Source organism: Rhodoglobus sp. G.S.23 (assembly GCF_056675935.1).
The window spans coordinates 1,018,525-1,044,273 of the sequence record NZ_CM155237.1 but is presented as its reverse complement, the minus strand read 5'-3'; the positions used below and the strand labels follow the sequence as shown (position 1 = coordinate 1,044,273).

The window sequence follows — 25,749 nt, the reverse complement described above, 5'->3', positions numbered from 1 at the left end:
GTTAAAAGTAGCGGCATCCAGTAGCGGTCAGCCACCGGATACCACCCACCCGCTCCGCGGGAGCGCCCTAGCGTTCGTTCGCGACGAGGTATTCAGCACAAGCCAGAATGGCGGCGGTAGAGGAAATGTAGGTGAAGCCCAAGTCACGCGGGGCATCGGAACCGTCAACATCGAGGTTGCGTTGGATGGAACCGGCAAGGGCCCGCACCGCGGGGTTGACACGAGCAACAACTTTCACCAGCCAGTCGGGCAGTTGCCGGGTAGTGATCTTGCGCTCCGGATAGACCTTCTTGAGCACGGCGCTGGCGTCGGCAATCATCATCGCACCCGCATTCGCCGGATAGCGTTTGCCGATCGCCACCGCGCTGTCGATAGCTGCAACATGCATGCGGGCAACGTCACGCACATCCACGATCGGCAGGTTCGATTTGGGGTACGCCGGATCGACGCCCCCGAGGAAGCGCTCAACGTACGCCAATGAGGTGGCGTAGTGCTCATCCATCGGCGGACCAAAGACGGCTCCCGGGTTGATCGTAGTGAGCTGCATTTCGGGGTGCTCGGCCACAAATTGCCACGCCGCACGTTCTGCCAAAGTCTTGGATGCTTCGTAGGCAGTCGTATCGGGATGCTTAGGGTCTGTCCAGTTCGCCGGCGTAGAGGCATCCATTCGCGGCTTGGCTGAATCTTTATAGATTGCGGCGCAGCTCGAGGTGAGGATGACGCGGTGCACCCCAGCGGCCTGCGCTGCGCTTAATGCCCGGCGCGTGCCCTCAACGGCAGGCCGGATAAGCTCCTGGGGGTCTTTGGGCTCATCAACGGGGAAAGGAGACGCGGTGTGGAGAAGCACATCCACTCCGACCATCGCCTCTGCCCAGCCCTGATCTGCGAGCAGGTCGAGCGACACGAAGCTCAAATCAGCACCGGGGAATAGCGCCTCGACCTGTGCCTGCCGCTTTTCTGAGCGAACTGCCGCTTTCACGGCGTAGTTTTTCTCCAACAATTCGCGAACGATGTGTTTAGCGATGAAGCCTGATGCGCCAGTAACGAGCACGGTGGTCATGATTTCTCCTGAAAAGATTCTTGTAGCGGGATGGCATGAGAGGCGGGGCGGGTAATGCCGTTCCAGAGCACGGTGAACGCTCGTTCGCCCTGCTCAGGAGTGAGCGCGCTGTCGACGGACAACTCCAGTTGACGGATAAACGTCTCGGCTAAATACTCGTCGGGGAGATCGACAAAAAGGTTTGCTCGCGAGCACTCCGCAAGCAGGAGATACAGCGCTCCGAAATGGGCGTCCGCGACCTGTTGCGCCTGAGGACTCACGAGATCTGCGCCCTTGAGCAATAGTTTCACTCGATGGTGCTCTGGATAGCCCTTGGCCCATTCCAGCCACCGCCGCCATGCCGTAAAGAATTGCTCACGAGGCGCCGCGTGGCGGTCGAATTCTCCCAACGCCTCGGCGAGCTCGTCGGTGAGATGCCCATACACGGCGTCGAGCAATTTTTGCTTCGACGAGAAGTAATTGAAGAGGGTCCCATTGGACACACCAGCGACAGCGGCAACCTTTGCCGTTGAGACTCCAATGCCCTCTCGATCGAAAAGCACGATGGCGGCATCAAGAATCGCCTCCGGTTTGTGTTTCATTCTTCCACCGTAGGTATTTTAGAGTGACTAGTCAATCTAGTCTCGCTTCCGGCGGGGAAGGCACACGAAGCTCACGGTCTCGCGCACTACACTTCAACGAATGACCGGAGCTTCTCTCACCACCGCGGCACCCGCCCGCACCCCCAAGGCGCGCATGCCGCACTGGGACAATGCGCGCTTTCTTGCCGTCACCCTTGTGGTGATTGGGCACGGAATCCAGCGCCTCACGTATGACTCCAACTACGCTCTCGCGCTCTACCTGTTTATCTACGCCTTCCACATGCCGGCGTTCGCCATTATCAGTGGCTATTTCTCTAAACCCGGGGCTCCCTCAGCGCTTCAAATGCGGCGAGTTCTCACCGACATCCTGCTGCCGTATTTCATCATGGAGGCGATTTGGGCTCTCGTGAAGTATTTTGCTGAAGGTGAGACTGATCTCAACCCGTCGAAGCCAAGCTGGACCCTATGGTTCCTGCTCGCTCTCGGAATCTTTCGACTGATCCTGCCCTACCTAGCGTTACTCCGCTGGCCGTTGCTGTGGGCCATAATCGGCTCGGTGGGGGTTGGCTATTTCGACAATGTCGACAGCACTTTCTCGCTCTCACGCGCGATCGGCATCCTGCCCTTCTTCGTTCTTGGCTGGAAGCTTCGTGAATGGCGAACCATCGAAAGATGGCAAACCGTTACACGTTCCGTTTGGCTGTATCGCGGACTTGCCGTCACCGTTTTCGCTGGCTGGTTGGCAATAATCCTCGGCAACATCGAGCTCTGGCGAACCATCGACTTGCGCTTCTGGTTCTTCTACGACGACTCCTACCAAGGCCTCGGCGAAAACCAGTGGTGGGCTGGAGGCGTGCGATTGGGGCTCATCCTGCTTGCCGTAATTCTCAGCGCGGCGTTCTTCTCACTCGTTCCACGACGCCACACCTGGATCACGGATGCCGGGCAAGCGACCATGTACGTCTATCTTCTGCACAGCTTCGTTCTCTATCCCCTTCGAGAAAGCGGACTGCTGCATGATGAACGAGCTTCCGCAATGTGGCTGCTCAGCCTCGTTCTTGCGTCAATTGGGGTTGCTCTCGTGTTGTCGACGCCATTTGTGAAGAAGATATTCCACTACATCATTGAGCCAAAACCGCTGTGGTTGTTTACGCCGTTACCAGACGAAGTCGCCAAAGATTAAAAGAAAAGTTGAGTTACGACATATTTCAGCGCTGATTGACCGTCAGAGGGACCCTGCTTAGGCTCTGAGCGTGGCGGATAGCCCGATCCACCCTTAAACCTGAGGAGGCCGCCGTGAGCGACTGGAACTTCGAAACCAAGCAGATCCACTCCGGTGCGCAGCCTGACCCGACCACTAACGCGCGGGCTACACCGATCTACAAGACCACGGCCTACGTGTTCAACGATGCTGATCACGCCAAGAACCTCTTTGCTCTTGCCGAGTTCGGAAACATTTACACCCGCATCCAGAATCCAACACAGGATGTCGTCGAGCAGCGCGTAGCCGCTCTCGAAGGCGGAACCGCTGCACTGCTGCTCGCTTCCGGCCAGTCGGCAACTACCTTCGCGGTTCTCAACATCGCCCAGGCTGGCGACCACATCGTGTCGTCATCGTCTGTCTATGGCGGAACTTACAACCTCTTTAAGTACACGCTCGCCAAGCTCGGCATCGAAACCACGTTCGTTGAAAATCAGGATGACGCAGCCGAGTGGGCCGCAGCGGTGCGCCCCAACACCAAACTTCTGTTTGCTGAGACCATCGGTAACCCGCGCATCAACGTTCTCGACATTTCGCTCGTTGCCGATGTCGCCCACGAGGCAGGTGTTCCGCTGATCGTCGACAACACGATCGCGACTCCGTACCTCATTCGCCCCTTCGAGCACGGGGCCGACATCGTCGTTCATTCAGCAACGAAGTTCTTGGGTGGCCACGGCACGGTTCTCGGCGGAGTTATCGTCGACGGTGGAAAGTTCGAATGGTCGAAGAACGTTGAGAAGTTCCCGGGGCTCACTGAGCCCGACCCCTCGTACCACGGCGCGAGCTACACGGGCGTGCTCGGCGACGCCATTGCCTACATCATCAAGGCCCGCGTGCAATTGCTCCGCGACTTGGGTGCAGCAATCTCTCCCGACAGCGCGTTCTCGCTCATTCAGGGCATCGAGACGCTCAGCCTACGCATCGAGCGCCACGTTCAGAACGCGCAGGCCATCGCCGAGTGGCTTGACAACCACGAAGACGTTGACGTTGTCTACTACGCCGGTCTGCCGTCGAGCCCGTGGTACGCCAACGCGAACAAGTACGCTCCCAAGGGTGTCGGCGGAGTTCTCTCCTTCGAGCTCAAGGGTGGCGTAGAAGCTGGTCGCTCCTTCGTCAACGGTGTCTCGCTGTTCAGCCACGTTGCCAACATTGGTGACGTGCGCAGCCTCATCATTCACCCCGCGTCGACCACCCACTCCCAGCTCTCCCCCGAGCAGCAGTTGACTGCTGGAGTCACACCAGGACTGGTGCGACTTTCGGTGGGCCTCGAGAACATCGACGACATCACAGCCGACCTGCAGTCCGGCTTTGATGCGGCACGCGCAAAGACCGCTGAGGTTCGCGCTCGCGCCTAATACTGCTGATCCTGGCGGCGGTGTTCCCTGAACACCGCCGCCATTTTCTCGTTAACCGGGCACCCGATCCGCGTAATAATTTCGTGCCCAACGGATTAGTTCGCGATACTTAAGAGGACATGGACTGGCAGACACCTGAGGACACTGTTCCTTCAGCATTTATCACCGACGCAAACGTGCGTTCACTCCTCGGCAAGCCCCCAGCAACGGGCGCCTGGCGCGAGGGCGATCCTGTCGGTCAGCGGCTGTTTGTCACCGTCGCTAATCTTTCGCTTGAGTTCAGCGGCGCGCTCCCTTCCGCACGCATCGCATACGAGACTCACGGAACTCTCAACGACGATGCATCCAACGCCATCCTCGTCGCGCACGCCCTCACCGGCGACAGCCATATTGCGGGCACCCCCGGTCATGGTCATTCAACTGCCGGATGGTGGAACGACCTTGTTGGTCCGGGCAAAGCAATCGACACCGACCGCTGGTTCGTCGTCTCCCCCAACATTTTGGGTGGTTGCCAGGGCAGCACTGGTCCGGCATCACACGCCCCCGATGGAGCCGAGTTTGGCGCCCGGTTCCCGTTCATCACCATTCGCGACCAAGTCGCAGCACAGGTCGCCCTGAGCGACGTTCTTGGCATCGACCAGTGGGCTGCCGTCATCGGTGGCTCCATGGGTGGGATGCACGCCATCGAGTGGGCCGTCGGCCACACCGACCGGGTTGCTCGCGTTGCGATCCTTGCTGCGCCACCGGTCTCAACGGCAGACCAGATTGCCCACAACTCTGTGCAGGTGGAATCCATCCGCACTGATCCCGCTTTTGCCGATGGGGCCTACTACGACGCCGCCGACGGTGACGGTCCGCACCGGGGCCTCGCACTCGCGCGGCGTCTCGCGCTGCTCAACTACCGATCATCCGATGAATTGAATGAACGCTTTGCGCGCACGTGGCAAAGCGAAGTGAGCCCGTGGGGCCGCGGCGGTCGCTATGCGGTTGAGAGTTATCTCGATTTTCACGGCAACAAGTTTGCGCGCCGTTTCGATGCCAACAGCTACATCACACTCGCAGAAGCGATGAGCTCGCACGATGTCGCACGCGGGCGAGGCACAATGCAACAGGCTCTCAGCCGGGCCACGATGCCCGCCCTGGTCCTTGGCATCGATAGCGACCGACTGTTCCCGGTCTCCGGCCAAGAAATCATTGCCGAGCATTTGCCAGGGAATATCGATGGCGCAGTGCCGCACGTCATCCATTCGCCGTTCGGACACGACGGATTCTTGATTGAAGCTGAGCTCGTCAGCGACCAACTTCGCCGCCTTCTCAACCTCTAGTCCTGCTGGGAATCAGCGCGCTCTGAGCGTGTTGACGAGAAATTGCCGATTCCTCATGCGAAAAGGCGGTGCGTCACCCCCGAGGGAGGGGGTATCTGTGCAAGCATTGCGACAAATGGACCTCATCGCTAAAGAACGGGATCGCCTACTGCAGCGCACTGCGCGGGTAGCGAGCTTGAGCTTTCTTGCCGTTTCCGTCATTTGCCTGAGTCTTCCGGGCGCCGTTCAGACCATGACACTCTTCTTGTGTCTTCCGCTCTACCTGATTATCGCGGTCCTGCAGTTTCAAATGGGCAACAGTCGCTCGCTCGGCTGGGTCGTTCCGTCTTTTGTGGCGGGAATCATCGCCATCTTGCTCATCGCTGGCACGCCGGGAGGGCCAAACCAATCGGGCCTCGCTGCGGCAGCCCAACTCTCGTCGGCGTCACTCGCCTGCATTGCCATTGTGCTCACGAGCACGCTAACGCGACGCCTTGTGCTTTTGGCAAGCTTCGTTGCCGTCGCTGGCACAACGGTATTGGCTCTCGAGCCGTTCCAAAACGCCGTCCACACCCTCGCACTGCTGGTCTTCGGTTGGCTCCTTGCTGCGCTAATCGGTTTCTGGATCAGTTCCGGGGTGCCTCAAGCAGTGCGACGCATTGCGAGCATCGGCCGAGCTCACCGTGCAGAACGTCAGGCTAGCGAAACCGAAGCTCAGCGTCGTCAGGGAGCCCGTCTACTTCACGACACTGTTCTGGCAACACTGACGCTACTTGCCCACTCTGGCTTGGGAGTGTCTGCGGATGCCATGCGCCAGCAAGCGGGCGACGATGCCCGATTGTTGCGTCAGTTGCGCCTCGGCGCCACACCTACCCCGCAAGCATCCGGTGATTACAACCTCAGCACCCCGGTGAGCGAAACAGTGCTCGGCACCACGCTGGAGTCTGTAAAACAGCGCTTCGGGCGGATGGGACTCGAAGTGAGCTGGCATGGCACGGGGCAGGTCCTCCTGCCGAGCGATGTGCTCGATGCTTTCCTTCTCGCTTTGGCTGAGTGTCTCGAGAACGTTCGCCGTCACTCTGGAGTGACCGATGCGCACGTCACCATCACCGAAGACGAGACAACCGTGCGCGCGATGATCACCGACTCTGGTGTGGGGTTTGTGCTCGACGACGTCGATTCCGCCAGTCTCGGATTCAAAGAATCGGTGGTTGCTCGACTCAAGGAAGTGGGCGGCCAGGCCCGCCTCTTTTCCACCCCTGGTTCCGGCACGACCGTTGTCTTGGAGGTTCCACGATGACCTACGCTCCTCCAGAAGAGAACACTCTCGGTGTCATTATTGGCGGCAAGCCTCGACACTCCAAGAGCGCGAGGATCAGCCGTCTCGCGGGCGAAGACACCCCGCGACTCACTAGCCTCGGAACAGGTTTCGTTGGCGTCGGCGCCGCTGTGCTCGTCAGCCTGCGGGCAATCTACGGCCTCGTCTGGCTCGTCGTCCAGTGGGACCTCTATCCCAACCCAGTTCCCGCAGCGGCAGCCTGGATAGTGCTCGTTCTCCTCATCGTGGGAACGATTACCGCAGTTCAACTCATGAGCGGCCAACTTCCCCATTGGATGTTCGCGCTCTTCCTCTTCGGTCTCGCCTCCGTCGTTGCTCTCGACCTCTATGCGATCTGGCCTCTTCATGACATCGGCGGGTACGCCACCTCGGCTATCGCCGCGGGGATGACGCTACTTCTTGTACTGACGGTCCGCCCAAGTTCCGACATCATCATCGCCGTCTCGGTAATTGGAGTGGCGTTGGCGGCAGCCATTGTCATCAATGTTCCCCTCACGACAGAAAACATTGCGCCACAAATTACGTCGGTATCATTTGCCGTTCTGCCCACCGTGATCGGCCTTGCCCTCATCCGCAACTTCCGACGGCTCGTGCAGGTCGAGCTCGACCGCGTTCTCGTGCAGAGCACCCTCACTGCGCCTCGCTTCGCCGTGGGAATGATGGCATCCGAGGAACTCGCACGCCTCGACTTAGCTGCCGAAAAATTGCTCGACTCGGTATCGAATGGTTCGACAAAGCTCCCTCTCACCCCCAAGATCGCGTCAACCGCAGCATCGCTGGCAACCGAATTGCGTTTGCACCTCATCGAAGGGCGACGCGAAACGTGGCTGTACCACGCCATCACGGAGTCGGACTTGCTCGGCAAGTCAGTGACCCTCACAGACAAGGGAAGCCTGGCTGGGCTGCTCGACCCTGTGCAGCGGGATGGCCTCCTTTCCACAGCATGGCTGTTTGTCACTGATACGGCCAAACGCGGTGCCAAGAATTCCGTTCACATTACAATCGCACCATCGACAACCGCTGTGGCCCCGGGCTCCGAAGATAAAGTGGCGATCAAGATTGCGATTACCTCCAGCGGAGTAGCCCGAAACCGGATCGACGCCTCCACGTGGGAGGCAATCGCTAAGGTGGGTAGTTACACAGATTCCACCGAAGATTCCAGCGTGAGACTGGACATCGAATGCCTTGTCGAAAACCCCGCCGACCAATAAATTCGTATGATAAGACGATCAACTAAGAGGAATTCATTGTGACTGAACCAACAAAGCGCATCCGGCTCGCAATCGTTGACGATCACCGAATGTTGCTCGGCGCTCTCACCGAGTGGATTCGAAAGGCTGCCGCAGACATCGACATGGTCGTTGCCGTGCCCACGTGGCCCGAACTCACCATCCACCCTGAGTTCCCTGTTGATGTCGTCTTGCTCGACCTCGATCTCAAAGACAACATCCCCGTTTCACTCAAGATCAACACCCTCAAGTCGATGAACGTGCGCGTTGTTTTGATGAGCACATACTCCGAACCCAACGTTGTTCGTGAAGCTCTCGCCGCCGGCGCCCTCGGCTACCTCGTCAAGAGCGAAGACGCTGACATGATCGTTGAAGCAATCCGGGCCGCATCTAAGGGCGAGTCCTTTGTCTCAGCCGAGCTTGACCTCGCGATCAACGCCGACGAAATCGGTGGTGCTCCCAAACTCAGCGCCCAAGAACGCCGCGTTATGGCCCTCTATGGCGGCGGCGAGCCCGTCAAGTCCGTGGCCTACCAGCTCAGCATCTCCGAAGAAACTGCCAAGAGCTACCTCAAGCGTATTCGCGAGAAGTACCGCGTCGCGGGCTTCGATGTCGGAACGAAGGTGGCGTTGCGCAAGCGCGCACTCGAAGACGGCATCCTCATTGAAACCGAAACGATGCACCACCTCTAGGCCGCATCATTCGCCAGTAGACAGAACAAGAACCGCCCTGATCCCACCGAAAATGGTTCAGGGCGGTTCTTGCGTTAAATGGAGTTAGTTCTCGGAGCGGATGATGGCTTGCTCGAGACGTTCGACCTTGCCCGTCATCTCACCGGTGTGACCAGGGCGGATGTCGGCCTTCAGCACGAGCGAAACTCGCGAACCGAACTGACCAACAGCCTCGGTCGCAGCCTTCACAACGGCGAACACCTCATCCCAATCGCCTTCGATCGTCGTGAACATCGAATCAGTCTGGTTCGGGAGCCCCGAGTCTCTGACAACTTTCACTGCGGCAGCAACAGCATTGTGTACGGAGTCGGTTCCGTCTGGCCCACCGCTGGGTGCTACTGAGAATGCGACGATCATGCTGGCTCCTTTGTTGTCGTGCTTGCTTGGGGTGCTTGGGCTGCTGTGGGTGCTGTGGGTGCTGACGGTGCCGTCGAGCTCAGCCGCGCAACGCCAACAATGGCCCACCCTAACAACACAATGAGCAACAGATTTCTGACGCTCAACAGGGCGATCATTGCGGGGTTGGAAGCTAAGAGCAAGTGATACAGGTAGGGGTAAACGGCGTGGGTGAGCGCCGCAATCACAAGCGTGAGCACTGCGGGAATGCGAAAACTCGGGGCGCCGTTTGCACCACGGGCGCTGCGCGTCAACATCCCGAACACGATGGGCACAGCGAGCCAGGTTATGAACTGGGGTGAACCGACTTTGTTGACAACAATCAGTGCCGCTACCAGTGCCAAACTCAACATCGGCAGAATGACCAAGGTTGCGACTCCAGCCCGAACCGCCCGCACACCGAGCAACGCGATTGCGAGAACAACGATGGCGAGCACTGGGGTGATAACTGCGGCCGCGACCTCGACCCCTGAGCCAGCGATCTGAAACGTCAGAATCGTATTGTCGTAATAGATAAAAGTGTCAGGAACACCCGCCACGATCTGCCACAGCCAAATCCCGGCAACGGGCGACTCGATCTGGATGCCACGGCCGGTTTGCTGCGTGATAAAGCTGAAGACATTCCAGCCTGCGCCAGCCAGAAGGGCGAACACGACGATTGTTGCCGAGGTGGCAGCTGCGCCAACGACAATCTTTCCGCGGTCGCGGACGGCGATGAGTGCCGCAAGCACGAGTGCCGCCGGCCACACCTTGATCCAAGTGGCGCAGGCCAGAACAATCGCGGCCGCCTGTGGGCGCGAACGGAGAAGCGTCACCCCAATGATCGCCACAGCAACAGTGATGGCATCGATTCTCGCTAAAGCAATCGGGCCGAGAACGAGCAGAAACGCTGTCCACCACCAGCCGGCGATCATTCCCGAACGCGAACGCCCCCATCCGGTGAGAAATCCGAGCGCGAGCACGTTTGCACCCATCACGAGAGAAAGCCACGCTGCTGCGATGTGTTCAAGCCCGAATGTGACGGATGCCAAAATCGGTACCAGCGCCAACAGCGGATACACCCAGGGCATATCCACGCCGACAACGACGCCAGAGGCGTAAGCCTGTTCAGCCCACCGCGCATAGACGATGGTGACGTCCCCGAGTGGGAGTCCTGGAGCAAAGATGTTCAGGAGTCCAAGTGCGAGATGGACAGCAACAAAGGTGAGTCCGAGCGCTAATGCTCCGGCAGACCGCATGGCACTCACTCGGAAGCGGCGACGGAAAGGTCGCCAGCGGCAAGTTCCGCAATCACGGCGGGCACGGCTCGACAGAGGTCAAGAATCGTCAGTGGTCCGCCAGCGCTGGCTCGCTGCGCGGCCCTGCCATGAACGTACGAGGCTGTTGCTGCGAGACCGACGAGCAGGCTGGGGTCATCAAGCACCCGCCCACTGTGGGTTGCCACCAGCGAACCGAGGATGCCGCCGAGCGCGTCTCCCGCGCCCGCGGTTGCCAACCACGCTGGCGCTGCCTCAATCGCGACAGTGGTGGTTCCATCGCTCACGTAGGTGGTGTGACCTTTGAGGAGCACAGTCACTCCGAGTCGCTGGGCTGCCTCAATAGCCCACTTCTGAGGATCAGCGGCGACAGCGTCGGCACGCTCATCCAGCAACCTTCCGAGTTCGCGATAGTGCGGGGTTATCACGACGGGGCTAGATACGCGGTGTACGACGTCTAACGCACCGCCATCGAGCACAAAAGGGACGTTCTGGGTGAGTGCGTGCGTGATGCGCTCATCTGCAGCTGCTTCGCGATTCGCGAAGTCCATGCCTGAACCAATGAGCCATGCTTGAACACGCCCGTCTGCCATCACAGCTTCAGGCCGGCGTTGCAAGATGAGATCTTGCGCACGCTCTGGCCCGACATAGCGAACCATGCCGACGCCAGTATGCAGCGCCGCATCAACACCCAGCACTGCTGCGCCGGGATACTGAGCAGAGCCAGTGATCACACCGAGAACTCCGCGAGTGTATTTATCGTCGCTGAGCTTGGGCACAGCAATGTGACGTGCTGCTTCCTTCGCACCCCACGTCGCGTTTCGTCCCATGGTCGTTAACGATAGTTGACTGGGCTCTTAGCGTCGCCGGGTCGCGTCTTGCACCTCACCGACAAGCACTTCGATGATGTCCTCAAGAAACAGCACTCCCGTGGTCTCACCGGAGGCATCAAAGCTGCGGGCAACGTGAACTCCCGAGCGACGCATTGTCGCTAGCGCATCTTCAATGTCGGTCTCTTGGTACATCGAAATCAACTGGCGAATCCGCTTAGGCGGAACCGGCTCGCTGAACTCGCTCTCGTCAAGATCGATCACGTCTTTCAAATGCAGGTAGCCTGTCGGCTCGCCAGCATCATTCAGCAGGATGTAGCGCGAGAACCCGCGCTGAGCAACAGCTTTCTCGAGATCGGCTGGTGCGGCATCCTCAGGCAAGGTCACAAGACCAGACATCGGGATCGCGACGTCCTGCACCTTCTTCGAGGTGAATTCGAACGCTCCAGTCAGGGTCCCACCAGCATCGTGAAGCACTCCTTCACGAGTGGACTGCGCAACGATCGTGGCCACCTCATCGAGGGTGAACACACTGTTCGCTTCACTCTTCGGCGTCACTCCGAACATTCGAAGGATGCCGTTTGCCGCTGCGTTCAAGGTAACGATGATCGGGCGGAACACCGTTGCGATAAACACCAACGGGGGTGCGAGCAAGAGAACAGCTCGGTCGGGAACAGAGAACGACAAGTTCTTCGGAACCATCTCACCCAAAACAACGTGCAAGAACGACACGATAATGAGCGCGAGAATGAACGCAATAGTGCCGATGAGCTCTTCGCTCAATCCGGTCAGTGCAAGCGGGATCTCCAAGAGGTGGTGAATCGCCGGTTCTGACACGTTCAAGATGAGCAGAGACGCGATCGTAATTCCGAGTTGGCACGCCGCCAACATGAGCGTGGCATGTTCCATCGCCCACAGCGCAGTCTTTGCCGAACGAGAGCCAGAGTGAGCCAGCGGTTCAATCTGAGATCGACGTGCCGAAATGACGGCAAACTCAGCCCCAACGAAGAACGCGTTAACGAGCAAAAGCACGCCAAGCCAGACAATTCCCCAGACGTCCATCAGTTGGTCACCTCCGTGTCACTAGCGCTGACAATCGGATCGGGGGTAAACCTCACGCGGTCGATTCTTCGGCCTTCCAATCGTTCGATGCGGAACACCCCACCAGCGGCAGTAATCGTGTCGCCCGTGCGCGGAACGCGACCGAGTTCACTCATGAGCCAACCAGCAACAGTCTCGTACGGGCCCTCTTCTGGCACCTCGACTCCTGTGCGCTCTAAGAGTTCATCAGGGCGCAAGATGGCGGGAAAGGTAAACCAGTCTCGAGATCGCACAACATCGGCCTTCGACCGGTCATGTTCGTCAGACACCTCACCGACAAGCTCTTCGACGAGGTCTTCTAGCGTTGCGACACCCGCGGTTCCGCCGTATTCATCAACGACAACTGCCATTTGGTATCCACGGCCACGCAATTCGGCAAGGAGGGCATCCAACCGCATCGTCTCGGGAACAAGGAGCGCTTCAGTCTGCAGCGCTGAAACAGGAACGTCGGCGCGTTTCTTGTGGGGAACCGCTACCGCCTGCTTCACGTGCACAAAGCCAACAACGTCGTCGATGCTGTCGTCAATTACAGGAAAGCGCGAGAAGCCGGTGCGCTTAGCAAGATCGATGACATCTTGAGCACTATCGGTGCGATCGATACTGTCAACGCGCGGGCGAGGAGTCATCACATCCTGTGCCGTGTGATCGGCGAACGCGAGAGTGCGTGCCAATAGTGTTGCGGTGTCGTTGTCGAGGCTTCCCTGGCTGGCCGATCTCCGCACAAGTGACGTGAGCTCCTCCGCGGTACGGGCACCAGAGAGTTCCTCTTTCGGCTCGATACCAATGCTGCGAAGAATACCGTTTGCCGTGTTGTTCAGGAGAGTGACCGCGGGACGAAAGACAGCGGTGAACACCACTTGAAATGGCACAACAGCCTTCGCTGTGGCCTTCGGAAGAGCGAGCGCAAAGTTCTTGGGAACGAGCTCGCCAATGATCATGGAAAGCAATGTCGCGAATGTGATCGCCACGATGGACGCGACAATCGTTACCGCAGCCTCTGGCAGCACTGCACCGAACGGAACCGACAACCAGGTGCTGAACGCTGGCTCGAGCGTATAACCCGCGAGCAGGGTTGTCAGAGTGATGCCCAATTGCGCGCTAGAGAGATGCGTCGACGTGTGCTTCAACGCGGAGATTACAGGGGCGAGTCGCTTCTCGCCACGCTCCTGCCGAGCTTCCAGCTCGGAGCGATCGAGATTAACGAGTGCGAACTCTGAGGCGACAAAGAGTCCGGTGCCTATCGTGAGAACGATGCCAGCGGCAAGGAGCAGCCACTCATTCATGAGTAGTCACCCCACAGCGGGAGTGAGAGAAAGGGCGAGAGACAGGTGATGATCGCGCGGGATTTCGGCCCCGGCGACAACTAGAGGGAGGGTCGTCCATTATGGGCTTGAGTATAGGCCAAATTCCTGCGAAACCGCTGCTGAGTTACCAACTCACGGGCAACGCTTTGCCTTCTTCATAGCCTGCTGCCGACTGGATTCCCACCAGAGCCCGATCGCGGAACTCACTGAGTTGTGATGCTCCCGCATAGGTGAACGAACTGCGAACGCCCGAGGTAATCATGTCGACCAGATCATCAAGAGATGGCCGCGACGGATCGAGGTAAATTTTTGACCCCGAAATTCCTTCAGCGAACAGTTCCTTGCGTGCTAGCTCATAGGGATCGAGACCACCGAAACGAGCACGGACAGCCTTCGTCGATGCCATTCCCCAACTGGTCTTATAGAGCGCACCAGCATCATCGTGGCGCAACTCCCCCGGGGCTTCGATCGTGCCAGCAAACCACGAACCAACCATGACGGATGCCGCACCAGCAGCGAGTGCCAAAGCGACGTCTCGCGGGTAGCGAACTCCCCCATCGGCCCACACGTGGGCTCCGAGTTCACGCGCGGCTGCCGCTGTCTCCAGTACTGCTGAGAACTGTGGACGGCCAACCGCGGTCATCATGCGAGTCGTGCACATCGCGCCGGGGCCAACACCGACCTTAATAATCGTTGCACCAGCGTGTACAAGGTCGCGAACCGCGGCAGCAGTCACGACGTTTCCGGCCGCAATGGCGACCCCAAGATTGAGGGCGGCGACTTTCTCTACTGCTCGGACCATGCCATCTTGGTGGCCGTGGGCCGTATCGAGCACGAGGGTGCTCACTCCGGCGTCGACGAGGGCGCGAGCACGAGTCGCAACATCACCATTGATTCCGAGCGCAGCAGCAACCGCGAGTTTTCCCTCGCTGTCCAGTGCCGGTGTGTACAGCGTCGAACGGAGAGCACTCTTGACGCTAGTAGCGCCAACTACCGTGTCGCCGTCGGTGACAGGAACGAAGTCAAGATCCCGCTCGATGAGCAAGTCGAAGAGCTCACGCGCACTCGAAAATTCTGAGCGGTCGATGGCTTTGGTGTCGTGCCGCGCCAGATCGCCAAGGGCTGCCGCAGGCATGGCCTCGCCGAGGCGTTCAGCATCGATGACGCCTGCGAGCGCACCATTCTCGATCAGCACCACTCCGTGCCCGGCGAGCGGGGGAACCTGTAGCAATGCCTGCTCTACCGAATCACTCGGGCTGAAATAGACAGCCGAATCAAGGTCGATCGGTTGCGAACGCACCCACGCGATTGCGGCATCCATATCTTCGCCACTGAGATCTTGGGGCAAAACGCCAAGGCCACCGCGCCGCGCAATGCTAGCCGCAAGGCGTGGGCCCGTGACAGAGTTCATGTTGGAGGCAACGAGCGGAATAGTCGCCGAGGTTCCATCTCCCGGGGCAAGGGAAACAGCCATTCGGCTACCAACCGAAGAGTGGCTGGGAACCAGAAACACGTCTGAATAAGTCAGGTCGTGCCGTGGGGTTGTTTCATAGAAATCCATAGTTACTAGCGTAATCGCCGCGGAATGGGAACATTCGTGAAAATTGCGTCAAAAAAGCACGATCTGTGCGTCTCGCGGCCAGCGGACACACAACAAAGCGATTAAGATTGATCGGGATGTCCGGCGTACGGAATGTGCGCCACTTTTTCACACACCAGAACTGAAAGTAGGCGGTTTGACGTGTCAGGCCAAGTAACCGGAATCGCACCAGAAGGTGACTCCTCGGGCGAGTTCGGGGCCAACGAATGGTTGGTCGACGAGATGTACGAAAAGTACCTCGAAGACAAGAATCTTGTGGATGAAGCGTGGTGGCCGTTCCTCGCGAACTATCAACCAGCGGTAGACCCCACGCCGACAGAGGACTCTTCCACCGCGACCGTAGACACTCCAGCCGCTGCACAGGCAGAGTCGCCTCAGGCAGCGAAGGCAGCAGAGCCCTTAACAACCGAGGAGCCAGAGGCCCCCGAGCCGAAGGCTGCTGCGCAAGCTCCTGCCGACGAGAAGCCGTTCGTCGACGAAGCCAATCCGAGCACCGGCAGCCAGCCCGTCGCACGCACGACGTCTGTAGAACCGAAGCCTCAGCCGATTCCGGCCGAAGCGCCGACCACAACGCCGGTCGATACGACCCAGACACCTGCTGCCCCGAAGCCACAAGCCGAGAATGTTGTTGCGCCTCTGCGCGGTGCCGCAAAGGCACTCGCGTCGAACATGGACTCAAGCCTCACTGTCCCGACCGCAACAAGCGTTCGTACGATCCCGGCCAAGCTCATGATCGACAATCGCATTGTCATCAACAACCACCTCAAGCGTGCTCGCGGTGGAAAGGTGTCGTTTACGCACCTCATTGCGTGGGCGATCATCCAGACCCTCAAAGAGTTCCCCAGCCAGAACGTCTACTACGACGAGCCAGAGGGCAAGCCTTCGGTCGTGACCCCGGCTCACATTAACTTGGGTATCGCTATCGATATGCCCAAGCCCGATGGCACGCGTGCTCTCGTAGTTCCCGGCATCAAACAGGCCGAGACAATGGGCTTCGGCGAATTCCTTGTTGCATATGAAGATGTCGTTTCGCGTGCCAGAGCCAACAAGCTCACCGGTGCCGACTACATGGGCAACACGATTTCGTTGACGAACCCCGGAGGCATCGGTACTGAACATTCTGTTCCTCGCCTCATGCGCGGTTCGGGAACAATCGTCGGCGCTGGCGCGCTGGAATACCCGGCGGAGTTCCAAGGCGCAAGCCTTCGTACGCTCACCGAGTTGGGTATCGGCAAGACCGTAACGCTGACGAGCACGTATGACCACCGCGTCATCCAGGGCGCCGGTTCTGGTGAGTTCCTTAAGAAGATTCACGAGCGCCTCATTGGCGAAAATCACTTCTATGAAGACATTTTTGCCGCGCTACGCATCCCCTACGACCCCATTCACTGGGCAAATGACATCAGTGTCGACCTCGCGGACAACGTCAATAAGACGTCGCGCGTTCAAGAACTCATCAACTCGTTCCGGGTTCGTGGCCACCTCATGGCAGATACCGATCCGCTCGAGTACCGCCAGCGTTCCCACCCCGACCTCGATATTTCGAGTCACGGCCTGACGTTCTGGGATCTTGATCGTGAATTCGTCACGGGTGGATTCGGCGGCAAGCGTCAGGCTCTGCTGCGCGAGATTCTCGGAATGCTGCGCGACGCATACTGTCGCACTGTCGGTATCGAGTACATGCACATTCAAGACCCTGAGCAGCGTCGCTGGATTCAGGATCACGTCGAGAAGCCGTACACCAAGCCTGGCCACGACGAGCAGATGCGCATCCTCGGCAAGCTCAATGAAGCCGAAGCATTCGAGACGTTCCTTCAGACCAAGTATGTCGGCCAGAAGCGCTTCAGCCTTGAGGGTGGAGAGTCAACAATCGCCCTGCTGGATGCCGTCATTCAGAAGGCAGCAGAAGCAAACCTTGAAGAGGTCGCCATCGGCATGGCGCACCGTGGTCGCCTCAGCGTTCTCACGAACATCGCTGGCAAGACTTACGGTCAGATCTTCCGCGAATTCGAGGGCACTCAAGACCCGCGCACCGTTCAGGGTTCTGGCGATGTGAAGTATCACCTCGGCACCGAGGGAACTTTCACTGCTGCCGATGGCCGACAGATCCCTGTCTACCTTGCGGCTAACCCTTCACACCTTGAGGCCGTCGATGGCGTTCTTGAGGGCATCGTTCGGGCAAAGCAGGATCGCCGCCCGATTGGGTCCTACGCTGTTCTTCCTGTGATGGTTCACGGTGATGCTGCTATGGCTGGTCAGGGCATTGTCGTTGAGATTCTGCAGATGTCTCAATTGCGTGCGTACCGCACCGGCGGAACCATCCACGTGAACATCAACAATCAGGTTGGCTTCACTACCCCTCCCGGCGAGGCACGCACTTCGCAGTATTCCAGCGATGTCGCTAAGACGGTTCAGGCACCGATCTTCCACGTGAACGGCGACGACCCCGAAGCTGTGGTTCGCGTTTCTGAGCTGGCTTTTGCGTACCGTCAGAAGTTCCACCGCGACGTTGTCATTGACCTGATTTGCTACCGCCGCCGTGGCCACAACGAGGGCGATGACCCCTCGATGACGCAGCCGCTGATGTACAACCTGATCGAGGCCAAGCGTTCCGTTCGTACTCTCTATACTGAGGGTCTCGTCGGCCGAGGCGATATCACGCAAGAAGAATACGAAGCGAGCCACCAGGACTTCCAAGATCGTCTTGAGCGCGCATTTGCGGAGACTCACGCGGCACAGACCGGTTCCATGCCGATCCTTACTCAGGATGGCAATGCAACGTCTGATCTAGAGCGTCCAGGCTCGCAGCGCGATGATGCTGTTGGTGAACCCATCACCACCGGTATCGACGAAAGCATCGTTCAGCTCATCGGTGACGCGCACGGCAACCCACCGGCGAACTTCACGGTTCACACCAAGTTGCAGGCTTTGCTGCGCAAGCGCGTCGATATGAGCCGCAAGGGCGCTATCGACTGGGCATTCGCCGAGTTGTTGGCAATTGGTTCAGTGCTGCTGGAAGGCACTCCGGTCCGCATGGCCGGTCAGGATGCTCGCCGCGGCACATTTGTGCAGCGTCACGCCGTTCTCCATGACCGCCAGAATGGTCAAGAGTGGCTTCCTCTGCAGAACCTCTCCGAAAACCAGTCGCGTTTCTGGATCTACGACTCCCTGCTCAGCGAATACGCCGCTTTGGGCTTCGAATATGGCTACTCAGTGGAGCGTGCAGATGCTCTCGTCATGTGGGAAGCGCAGTTCGGTGACTTCGCTAACGGCGCCCAGATCGTGATTGACGAGTTCATCTCCAGCGCCGAACAGAAGTGGGCGCAGCGCTCGAGCGTTGTCATGCTGCTTCCGCACGGTTATGAAGGCCAGGGGCCAGATCATTCGTCTGCCCGCATCGAACGCTACTTGCAGATGTGTGCCGAGAACAACATGATCGTGGCTCGCCCGTCAACGCCTGCGTCGTACTTCCACTTGCTGCGTCGTCAGGCCTATTCGCGTCCACGCCGCCCGCTAATCGTGTTCACCCCTAAGGCGATGCTTCGTCTGCGCGGTGCAACGAGCGATGTTGCTGACTTCACGAGTGGTCGCTTCGAACCCGTTATCGATGACGTCCGTCTCGAAGACAAGTCGGGCGTCACACGCGTCATCGTGACTTCGGGAAAGACGTACTACGACATCGTTGCCGAGCTCGATAAGCGCGAGATCAAGCACATCGCGGTTGTGCGCATGGAGCAGTTCTACCCGCTGCCCGTTACTGACATGACAGAGGTACTCGCGAAGTACCCGAACGCTGACATCGTGTGGACTCAAGATGAGCCCGAAAACCAGGGTGCGTGGCCGTTCATTAGTTTGGAACTGGCTCGTCACCTCAAATCAGGCGAAATCAAGCTTGCGTCACGTCCAGCTGCCGCCTCGCCGGCAACCGGATCGTCGAAGCGCAGCGCGCTTGAGCAAGCAGAACTGATCGATCACGCGATTACGCAGCCTTAGGGTCGCGGTTACGCCTTAACAGCGAAAGCGGGCATCCTCTTCGGAGGATGCCCGCTTTCGCTTTTAGGGCGTTAATTCACGAGTACTCACTTATAGATCGCTACAAGTGACGTAAACGATAGAGCGATTTAGGCGTCTGCCAGCTTCGACAGGATCGCGTTACGCAGATCTTCTGGAGCCTTCTCGCGGCATGCCTGCTTGACTTTCAACTTCAGTGCGAGAGCAACGAGGTGTTCACTCGAGCATGATTCGCAGTTATCCAGATGATCAGAAACATCTTGGAAATCGGCTTCGTTCAATTCGCGGTCGAGGTATTCCTCGAGCTCCGCTTTTGCTTTCTCGCAACCACAGTCGGTCATTTCGTGCTCCTAGATGATGCGGGCGTGCCGGGGGTGCGGTCACGCGCATAGTCGGCCAGTAGTTCACGCAGCATGCGACGGCCACGGTGCAGTCGGCTCATTACGGTCCCTACGGGGGTTTTCATGATGTCGGCGATCTCTTGATAAGAGAAGCCTTCAACGTCGGCAAAGTAGACAGCGAGTCGGAAATCTTCGGGGATCGACTGAAGAGCATCCTTCACGGCGCTATCGGGCAAGTGATCAATAGCTTCCGCCTCAGCAGAACGCGTGGAGACTGACTGGGTTATCGACTCTGCGCCACCCAGTTGCCAATCTTCCAGCTCATCAATGGTGCCTTGGTAAGGGCTGCGTTGGTTCTTGCGGTAAATATTGATGAACGTGTTGGTTTGGATGCGGTACAGCCAAGCCTTCAGGTTCGTGCCCTGCTGAAACTGCCCGAATGCCTGAAACGCTTTAACAAACGTCTCTTGCACAAGGTCGGCAGCGTCGCTGGGGTTACGGGTCATGCGCATCGCGGCGCCAAAGAGCTGGTCCATATACGGCAGCGCTTGTTCCTCGAATTGCCGTCGTTTGTCCGCCGCTGCGGTGTCGGTATCGCTCTGCTCAACTTCGTCGGTAGTCATCAGCGACAATTCTAGTTCGCTGATCACGGCATCCTGCTGAGTGCTCAGTAATGCAGTCATGCTGGTGCCTCCTCCGTGGTGGGTAAAACGTCGATACTCTTAGTAACTAATGTTCGTATCCAAGTATTCCAACCCAGAGTTCAGCCCCTACGACGACGACTCGGTTCCTGAGACGACGGTGCCCGGCAATTGGCCAGCACCGACGGTTACTCACGCCTTGGCAGAATCGTTGAGCCTCCCCGGCAGCAAGAGCCTGACGAACCGTGAGCTTGTTCTGGCAGCTTTGGCAGATGGCCCGTCCGTGCTGCATTCACCGCTTCACTCTCGTGACAGCGCGCTCATGATTGAGGCGTTGCGCGCTCTCGGCGTCGGAATCACCGAAATCCCCACGGGCAACGTGTTTGGTCCGGATCTTGCCATTACCCCAGGCGAGCTCCAAGGTGGAAGCTCGATCGATTGTGGCCTCGCTGGTACCGTTATGCGTTTCTTGCCTCCAGTAGCAGCACTTGCTCTCGGGCCCATCGCCTTTGACGGGGATGAGGCGGCGCGCCGGCGACCCATGCGCACCACCATCGACTCGCTGCGTGCGCTTGGCGTTGATGTGTCCTCAGATGGCCGAGGAACTCTTCCCTTCAGCCTCTACGGCATGGGGTCGGTCGCTGGCGGTGAAATTAGCATCGATGCGTCAGCATCTAGCCAGTTCGTTTCCGGTCTGCTCCTCGCGGCTGCGCGTTTCGATAATGGCCTCACGCTGCGGCACACGGGCGAAAAACTACCAAGCATGCCCCACATCGAGATGACTATCGCCTGCCTAGCGGCGCGCGGTGTGATCGTTGACAGTCCAGAACCCGGGGTGTGGATTGTTCCGGCCGCTCCGATTCGGGCAATCGATGTCGCGCTCGAACCCGATCTTTCAAATGCTGCTCCTTTCTTAGCTGCTGCCGTAGTCGCGGGCGGAACAGTCACGATAGAGGGCTGGCCAGCATCCACGACACAGGTCGGTGCAGACCTCGAGCACCTACTAACGCTCTTCGGCGCTACGGCAACGCGCTCCGATGGTGCACTCACGATCGACGGCGGCGCTGGCATCATCGGCGGCGTCAGCTATCCAGGAATCGACCTCGATTTGAGCACCGGTGGTGAGCTCGCACCCGCAATCGTTGCGTTGGCTGCGCTCGCGTCATCGCCGAGCACGATCACGGGCATCGGTCATCTGCGAGGTCACGAAACAGATCGCCTCGCAGCGCTCAGCGCTGAAATCAACGCCCTCGGCGGAGCCGTAACAGAACTCGATGATGGCCTGCACATTGAGCCGCGCACACTCCATGGCGGAGTGTGGCATAGCTACGAAGACCACCGTATGTCGACCGCCGGCGCAATCATCGGCCTTGCAGTCGAGGGTGTCGAGGTCGAAGGTATCGACGCAACCGCAAAAACTCTGCCGCAATTCCCCGCACTTTGGGCAACGCTCGTTGGCGATGCCCCGCTCACGACCACCAGTCTTGGGTTGCTGTAACGATGAGTTGGCTCAGCGGAGATGACGAAGACGACGACCGCAAATACAGCGAATACGACGAGAGTTCGATTCGCATGCGTCCGAATCCCAAAGCGAACAAGCCGCGAAGCAAAATTCGCCCCGAGCACGCCGACGCCATCGAGGGTCGCGTGTTCAGCGTCGACCGCGGACGCTACGGAATCTGGGTTGCTGAAGGCACCGACGACGAACGCCAAATCATTGCCGCACGTGCCCGCGAACTGGGGCGAAACCAGCAAGGCAAAGTCTCGGTCGTCACCGGCGACTGGGTCGACCTCGTCGGAGACACGAGCGGAACAGAAGGAACGTTGGCGCGTATCGTTCGCATCCGCGAGCGCAAGACCCTACTTCGCCGCAGTGCAGATGACACGGATGCCGTAGAACGCATCATTGTGGCCAACGCCGACCAGATGCTCATTGTCGTTGCCGCCGCCGACCCTGAGCCGCGACCGCGTCTGGTCGACCGCTATCTGGTGGCGGCTTACGACGCCGGAATTACTCCCATCCTGTGCATCACTAAGACTGACCTGCAAGATCCGGCTGAGTTCTTGGAGAACTTTGCGGGGCTCGAGTTTCGGGTAATCGCGAGCCGGTCAGATGAGGTTCCGCTTGAGGAGCTTCGGCAAATCTTGGATGGCCACACCACGGTGGCTGTCGGTCACTCGGGTGTCGGAAAGTCCACGCTGGTAAATGCGTTGGTTCCTGATGCGAATCGTGCTGTCGGCCACGTGAATGCGGTTACCGGCCGGGGGCGCCACACCTCATCTTCAACGATCTCTTACCGTGTTGGCTCTGGTTGGGTGGTCGATACTCCCGGAGTGCGTTCCTTCGGTTTAGGTCATATCGACCCTGGCAAGATTTTGTCGTCGTTCACCGATTTAGCGGTTCTTGCTGAGGAGTGCCCCCGCGGCTGCACCCATCTTCCGGATGCTCCAGACTGTGCAATCGCCGAAGCGGTGGCCGCTGGCGATCTTGGCGAGGTCGGAAAACTGCGATTGGATTCCTTCCAGCGACTCATCACGACGCTGGGTTCCACTAGCGTGTAGGGGTGACCGAATACACTCTCGCTGACGATCTTTCTCTTGCTCTCGCGCTGGCGGGAGATGCTGACCTCATCTCGCTCGATCGCTTCACGGCGCTCGATCTTGAGATCACCACCAAGCCTGACCGCACACCGGTAACGGATGCCGACAAGGCTGTCGAGCGAAGCATCCGTGCCGGTATTGCTGCTGCGCGCCCGGGAGATTCCATTCTCGGCGAAGAGTACGGTGAGGCAGGCAACTCGAGCCGTCAATGGATTATCGATCCCATCGACGGAACATCAAACTTTCTCCGCGGTGTTCCCATCTGGGGCACCCTGATCTCGCTCGTCATTGATGGCGTGCCTCAGGTCGGAGTCGTCAGCTCGCCCGCTCTCGGCAAACGCTGGTGGGCCGCAACCGGTCATGGTGCTTTTGCTCAGGCACACGATGGAGAGCCAGAACAGATCTTTGTGAGCAAAGTTGCGTCGCTTGAGGCCGCCTCCATTAGCTACAACAGCCTTTCCGGCTGGGATGGCGTTGGTCGACTCGATGCGGTCATCGCTCTAACTCGGGCTACCTGGCGTTCGCGGGCGATTGGCGACATGTGGGCGTATATGCTGCTGGCCGAGGGCGCGTTGGATGTCGTTGGCGAGTTCGATCTCCAGCCGTATGACATGGCTGCGCTGATTCCCATTGTGCTCGAAGCGGGTGGACAGTTCACCTCGATTGAGGGCGAGGCTGGGCCGTGGCATGGGAGCGCTTTGGCGACTAACACACTGCTGCACGATGAAACGCTAGAGCTGTTGCGTTCTTACCAATAGTTCACCCGTTTGGGGTACCTGTGAATACGCTGAGTTGACTAGGCTTAACTTATCCTCGGCATTTTTACATTCTCACGAAAGCGACTGACCCTAATGACGACAGAAAAAATCTGGCGCCGGGCGTTCGTAATCGCAACAGTGGCTACCGCAACGGTAGCCCTCAGCGGTTGCAGCATCCTCACTCTTGTAGCCAATGGATTTTCGGATGCCGTAGATCCCGGCCCCGGCACGACTCAAGATGTTTTCAGCCTCGTCGTTGGGGACTGCGAAGCCGGTGCTCCCGCTGAGGGCGAAGTCTCCCAGACGAAGACAATCGACTGCGCTGAACCTCACGAAGGCGAAATTTACGCGGCTTCGTATCTGGCAGAGGGCGATTTCCCCGGTGACGACGTCATCGCCGCTCAAGCGGAAACCGATTGCCTTGTCGAGTTCGAGTCGTTCATCGGTGTGAATTACGAGGATTCGATGTACGACTACTCCTGGTATTACCCCACTGAGAGAAGCTGGGCTGACGGAGATCGCGAGATTCTTTGCATCGCCTATGACTATGAGGGAAACCAGATCACAGGGTCTCTCGCTGGAGTCGCAAAATAAGACTGCGTGCGAGCGGCTGTCGAAGATCTGTATCTTCGATAGGCGCTCTATTCGTCAAGGGAACAATTGGTGACCGCGATGGTGTTGCAACCAGTAGCCGGATGAGAAACGCTGGTAGTTCCTCGAACACAGGGCGGTAGCAACAATGAAGATCGAATTTCCGGGATCCGACGACACTATGCTCGCTGCCCGACTGGAACTTCCTGAGGGCACACCAGCAGCATTCGCGCTGTTTGCCCACTGCTTCACGTGTTCAAAAGACTCGTTCGCCGCCTCCCGTATTTCGCGAGCGCTCGTTGACTACGGGGTCGCAGTTCTGCGCTTTGACTTCACAGGGCTTGGCGGATCTGACGGTGACTTTGCCAACACAAACTTCACGTCGAACATTGAAGATGTCGTTGCCGCGACTGAGTTTTTGCGAGACAACTACCGCGCGCCATCGTTGTTGATCGGGCACTCGCTCGGCGGCGCTGCCGTTCTCGCTGCCGCCCATCGCATTCCTTCAACTCGCGCGGTGGTGACGATCGGCGCCCCAAGCGACCCTTCGCACATCACAAACCTGTTCGGTGCTGCGAACGCTGAAATCGAGAGTCGCGGCGAAGCCCAGGTTCAGCTTGGCGGGCGTGAGTTTCGCATTCGCAAGCAATTGCTCGACGACATTGCCGCTCAGCCGCAGTCCGCGAGGTTGCGAGATTTGGATGCAGCACTCCTCGTCGTTCACTCCCCCATCGATCAGACGGTGGGCATCGACAACGCACGCGAGATTTTCGAAACTGCTCGGCACCCCAAATCCTTTGTTGCACTCGACGGAGCGGATCACCTGCTCAGCAACCGCGACGATGCGACCTTCGCTGCAAGCATCATCGCGGCCTGGGCTGCTCGCTATGCCTTCGACGGTGCTGAGACCCCGACTTCAGCCGAAGGCCCGATGACCGTCATCGAGCCGAGCGCCGCTGTCACTACCGACGGTCGTTCAGTTATTGTCCGCGAAAGCGGTCCAGCTCGATATGAACAGCGAGTACTCGCATCGGGGCATGAGTTCATCTCTGACGAGCCTGCACCGCTCAGCGAAAACCACGGACCGAGTCCCTACGATTTGATTCTTGCCGGTCTCGGAAGCTGCACGTCGATCACCATCCGCATGTACGCCGATCGCAAGAAGATGCCCTTGACGGGGGTGAGCGTGCGCTTGACTCGCGAGCGACTGGATGCCGCGACCTGCGAGCATTGCACGGCCACCGAGGGAACCGTCGAGCACATTACGCGCGAGCTCACTCTTGACGGCGATCTCAGCGACGAGCAACGTCAGGCGCTTCTCGTGATTGCCGATAAGTGTCCGGTGCATCGCACCTTGGAGGGCGAGATTTCAATCACAACCAGCGTTACCGCGGCGACAGGGTAGCGACCACCTATCGACATCGCCTAGAACTCTCAGCAGTCTCGCTATAGAGTTATT

General features: G+C 58.7%; 22 protein-coding genes. 12 read left to right on the top strand and 10 right to left on the bottom strand.

The genetic code is table 11. The features are described 5' to 3' along the window. Positions 1 to 67: 67 nt before the first annotated feature. Complete coding sequence (locus AC1ENN_RS04980; RefSeq protein WP_480406792.1) at positions 68 to 1,060, bottom strand: NAD-dependent epimerase/dehydratase family protein; 993 nt, start codon at positions 1,058 to 1,060, stop codon at positions 68 to 70. Then, on the bottom strand, positions 1,057 to 1,641 hold the full coding sequence (locus tag AC1ENN_RS04975) for a TetR/AcrR family transcriptional regulator (protein ID WP_449648813.1): 585 nt from the start codon (positions 1,639 to 1,641) through the stop codon (positions 1,057 to 1,059). The genes AC1ENN_RS04980 and AC1ENN_RS04975 overlap by 4 nt, the downstream gene beginning before the upstream one ends. A gap of 100 nt (positions 1,642 to 1,741) precedes the next feature. On the opposite strand from AC1ENN_RS04975, the gene AC1ENN_RS04970 reads away from it, so the two are divergent. The 6 genes from AC1ENN_RS04970 (at position 1,742) to AC1ENN_RS04945 (ending at position 8,821) form a co-directional block, all read left to right on the top strand. Continuing rightward, complete coding sequence (locus AC1ENN_RS04970) at positions 1,742 to 2,824, top strand: acyltransferase family protein (RefSeq protein ID WP_480406791.1); 1,083 nt, start codon at positions 1,742 to 1,744, stop codon at positions 2,822 to 2,824. 113 nt (positions 2,825 to 2,937) lie between these two features. After that, positions 2,938 to 4,257 carry a bifunctional o-acetylhomoserine/o-acetylserine sulfhydrylase gene (locus AC1ENN_RS04965; protein WP_480406790.1) on the top strand — a complete coding sequence of 440 codons (1,320 nt, stop codon included), beginning with the start codon at positions 2,938 to 2,940 and terminating at the stop codon, positions 4,255 to 4,257. Positions 4,258 to 4,376: 119 nt separating this feature from the next. Continuing rightward, entirely contained in the window at positions 4,377 to 5,582 is a 1,206-nt protein-coding gene (gene metX / locus AC1ENN_RS04960; RefSeq protein WP_449648810.1) for a homoserine O-acetyltransferase MetX, read from the top strand. A gap of 115 nt (positions 5,583 to 5,697) precedes the next feature. Next, positions 5,698 to 6,861 (top strand): sensor histidine kinase, encoded by a 1,164-nt coding sequence (locus AC1ENN_RS04955; RefSeq protein ID WP_449649006.1) that lies wholly within the window; start codon positions 5,698 to 5,700, stop codon positions 6,859 to 6,861. Next, positions 6,858 to 8,111, top strand: coding sequence for a hypothetical protein (locus tag AC1ENN_RS04950; protein ID WP_449648809.1), 1,254 nt, complete (start codon positions 6,858 to 6,860; stop codon positions 8,109 to 8,111). The genes AC1ENN_RS04955 and AC1ENN_RS04950 overlap by 4 nt, the downstream gene beginning before the upstream one ends. A gap of 38 nt (positions 8,112 to 8,149) precedes the next feature. Continuing rightward, complete coding sequence (locus tag AC1ENN_RS04945) at positions 8,150 to 8,821, top strand: response regulator (protein ID WP_449648808.1); 672 nt, start codon at positions 8,150 to 8,152, stop codon at positions 8,819 to 8,821. An 84-nt stretch (positions 8,822 to 8,905) separates the two neighbouring features. Here the strand turns inward: AC1ENN_RS04945 and AC1ENN_RS04940 are convergent, their stop codons facing one another. From AC1ENN_RS04940 to guaB1, 6 genes are all read right to left on the bottom strand, one after another. Further along, on the bottom strand, positions 8,906 to 9,217 hold the full coding sequence (locus AC1ENN_RS04940; protein ID WP_449648807.1) for a thiamine-binding protein: 312 nt from the start codon (positions 9,215 to 9,217) through the stop codon (positions 8,906 to 8,908). Continuing rightward, entirely contained in the window at positions 9,214 to 10,494 is a 1,281-nt protein-coding gene (locus AC1ENN_RS04935) for a glycosyltransferase 87 family protein (protein ID WP_480406929.1), read from the bottom strand. The genes AC1ENN_RS04940 and AC1ENN_RS04935 overlap by 4 nt, the downstream gene beginning before the upstream one ends. A 5-nt stretch (positions 10,495 to 10,499) precedes the next feature. Next, positions 10,500 to 11,342, bottom strand: a complete 843-nt coding sequence (locus AC1ENN_RS04930) for an ADP-dependent NAD(P)H-hydrate dehydratase (RefSeq protein WP_480391961.1) — start codon at positions 11,340 to 11,342, stop codon at positions 10,500 to 10,502. A 27-nt stretch (positions 11,343 to 11,369) separates the two neighbouring features. Further along, positions 11,370 to 12,404: a hemolysin family protein gene (locus AC1ENN_RS04925; RefSeq protein WP_480391960.1), complete on the bottom strand. Its 1,035-nt coding sequence runs from the start codon at positions 12,402 to 12,404 to the stop codon at positions 11,370 to 11,372. Next, positions 12,404 to 13,726: a hemolysin family protein gene (locus AC1ENN_RS04920; RefSeq protein WP_480391959.1), complete on the bottom strand. Its 1,323-nt coding sequence runs from the start codon at positions 13,724 to 13,726 to the stop codon at positions 12,404 to 12,406. Before AC1ENN_RS04920 ends, AC1ENN_RS04925 begins: the two co-directional genes overlap by 1 nt. Positions 13,727 to 13,871: 145 nt before the next feature. Further along, positions 13,872 to 15,308, bottom strand: a complete 1,437-nt coding sequence (gene guaB1 / locus AC1ENN_RS04915) for a GMP reductase (RefSeq protein ID WP_480391958.1) — start codon at positions 15,306 to 15,308, stop codon at positions 13,872 to 13,874. 180 nt (positions 15,309 to 15,488) lie between these two features. On the opposite strand from guaB1, the gene AC1ENN_RS04910 reads away from it, so the two are divergent. Then, positions 15,489 to 19,340: a multifunctional oxoglutarate decarboxylase/oxoglutarate dehydrogenase thiamine pyrophosphate-binding subunit/dihydrolipoyllysine-residue succinyltransferase subunit gene (locus tag AC1ENN_RS04910; protein ID WP_449648801.1), complete on the top strand. Its 3,852-nt coding sequence runs from the start codon at positions 15,489 to 15,491 to the stop codon at positions 19,338 to 19,340. 128 nt (positions 19,341 to 19,468) lie between these two features. Here AC1ENN_RS04910 and AC1ENN_RS04905 read toward each other — a convergent pair whose 3' ends face one another. Beyond that, on the bottom strand, positions 19,469 to 19,699 hold the full coding sequence (locus AC1ENN_RS04905) for a zf-HC2 domain-containing protein (protein WP_339621957.1): 231 nt from the start codon (positions 19,697 to 19,699) through the stop codon (positions 19,469 to 19,471). After that, positions 19,696 to 20,322 carry a sigma-70 family RNA polymerase sigma factor gene (locus AC1ENN_RS04900; RefSeq protein ID WP_449649005.1) on the bottom strand — a complete coding sequence of 209 codons (627 nt, stop codon included), beginning with the start codon at positions 20,320 to 20,322 and terminating at the stop codon, positions 19,696 to 19,698. Before AC1ENN_RS04900 ends, AC1ENN_RS04905 begins: the two co-directional genes overlap by 4 nt. A gap of 109 nt (positions 20,323 to 20,431) precedes the next feature. Here AC1ENN_RS04900 and aroA point away from each other — a divergent pair, with 109 nt between their 5' ends. The 5 genes from aroA (at position 20,432) to AC1ENN_RS04875 (ending at position 25,695) form a co-directional block, all read left to right on the top strand. Continuing rightward, complete coding sequence (gene aroA, locus AC1ENN_RS04895) at positions 20,432 to 21,838, top strand: 3-phosphoshikimate 1-carboxyvinyltransferase (protein WP_480391957.1); 1,407 nt, start codon at positions 20,432 to 20,434, stop codon at positions 21,836 to 21,838. Positions 21,839 to 21,840: 2 nt separating this feature from the next. After that, on the top strand, positions 21,841 to 22,902 hold the full coding sequence (gene rsgA / locus AC1ENN_RS04890; protein ID WP_449648799.1) for a ribosome small subunit-dependent GTPase A: 1,062 nt from the start codon (positions 21,841 to 21,843) through the stop codon (positions 22,900 to 22,902). A gap of 2 nt (positions 22,903 to 22,904) precedes the next feature. Beyond that, positions 22,905 to 23,699: an inositol monophosphatase family protein gene (locus AC1ENN_RS04885; protein ID WP_449648798.1), complete on the top strand. Its 795-nt coding sequence runs from the start codon at positions 22,905 to 22,907 to the stop codon at positions 23,697 to 23,699. Between the two features lie 93 nt (positions 23,700 to 23,792). Then, positions 23,793 to 24,293 carry a septum formation family protein gene (locus tag AC1ENN_RS04880; RefSeq protein WP_480391955.1) on the top strand — a complete coding sequence of 167 codons (501 nt, stop codon included), beginning with the start codon at positions 23,793 to 23,795 and terminating at the stop codon, positions 24,291 to 24,293. Positions 24,294 to 24,438: 145 nt separating this feature from the next. Next, the gene (locus AC1ENN_RS04875; RefSeq protein WP_449648796.1) at positions 24,439 to 25,695 is read left to right on the top strand and encodes a bifunctional alpha/beta hydrolase/OsmC family protein; all 1,257 of its coding nucleotides are present in this window, start codon (positions 24,439 to 24,441) and stop codon (positions 25,693 to 25,695) included. The last annotated feature ends 54 nt before the right edge of the window (positions 25,696 to 25,749 follow it).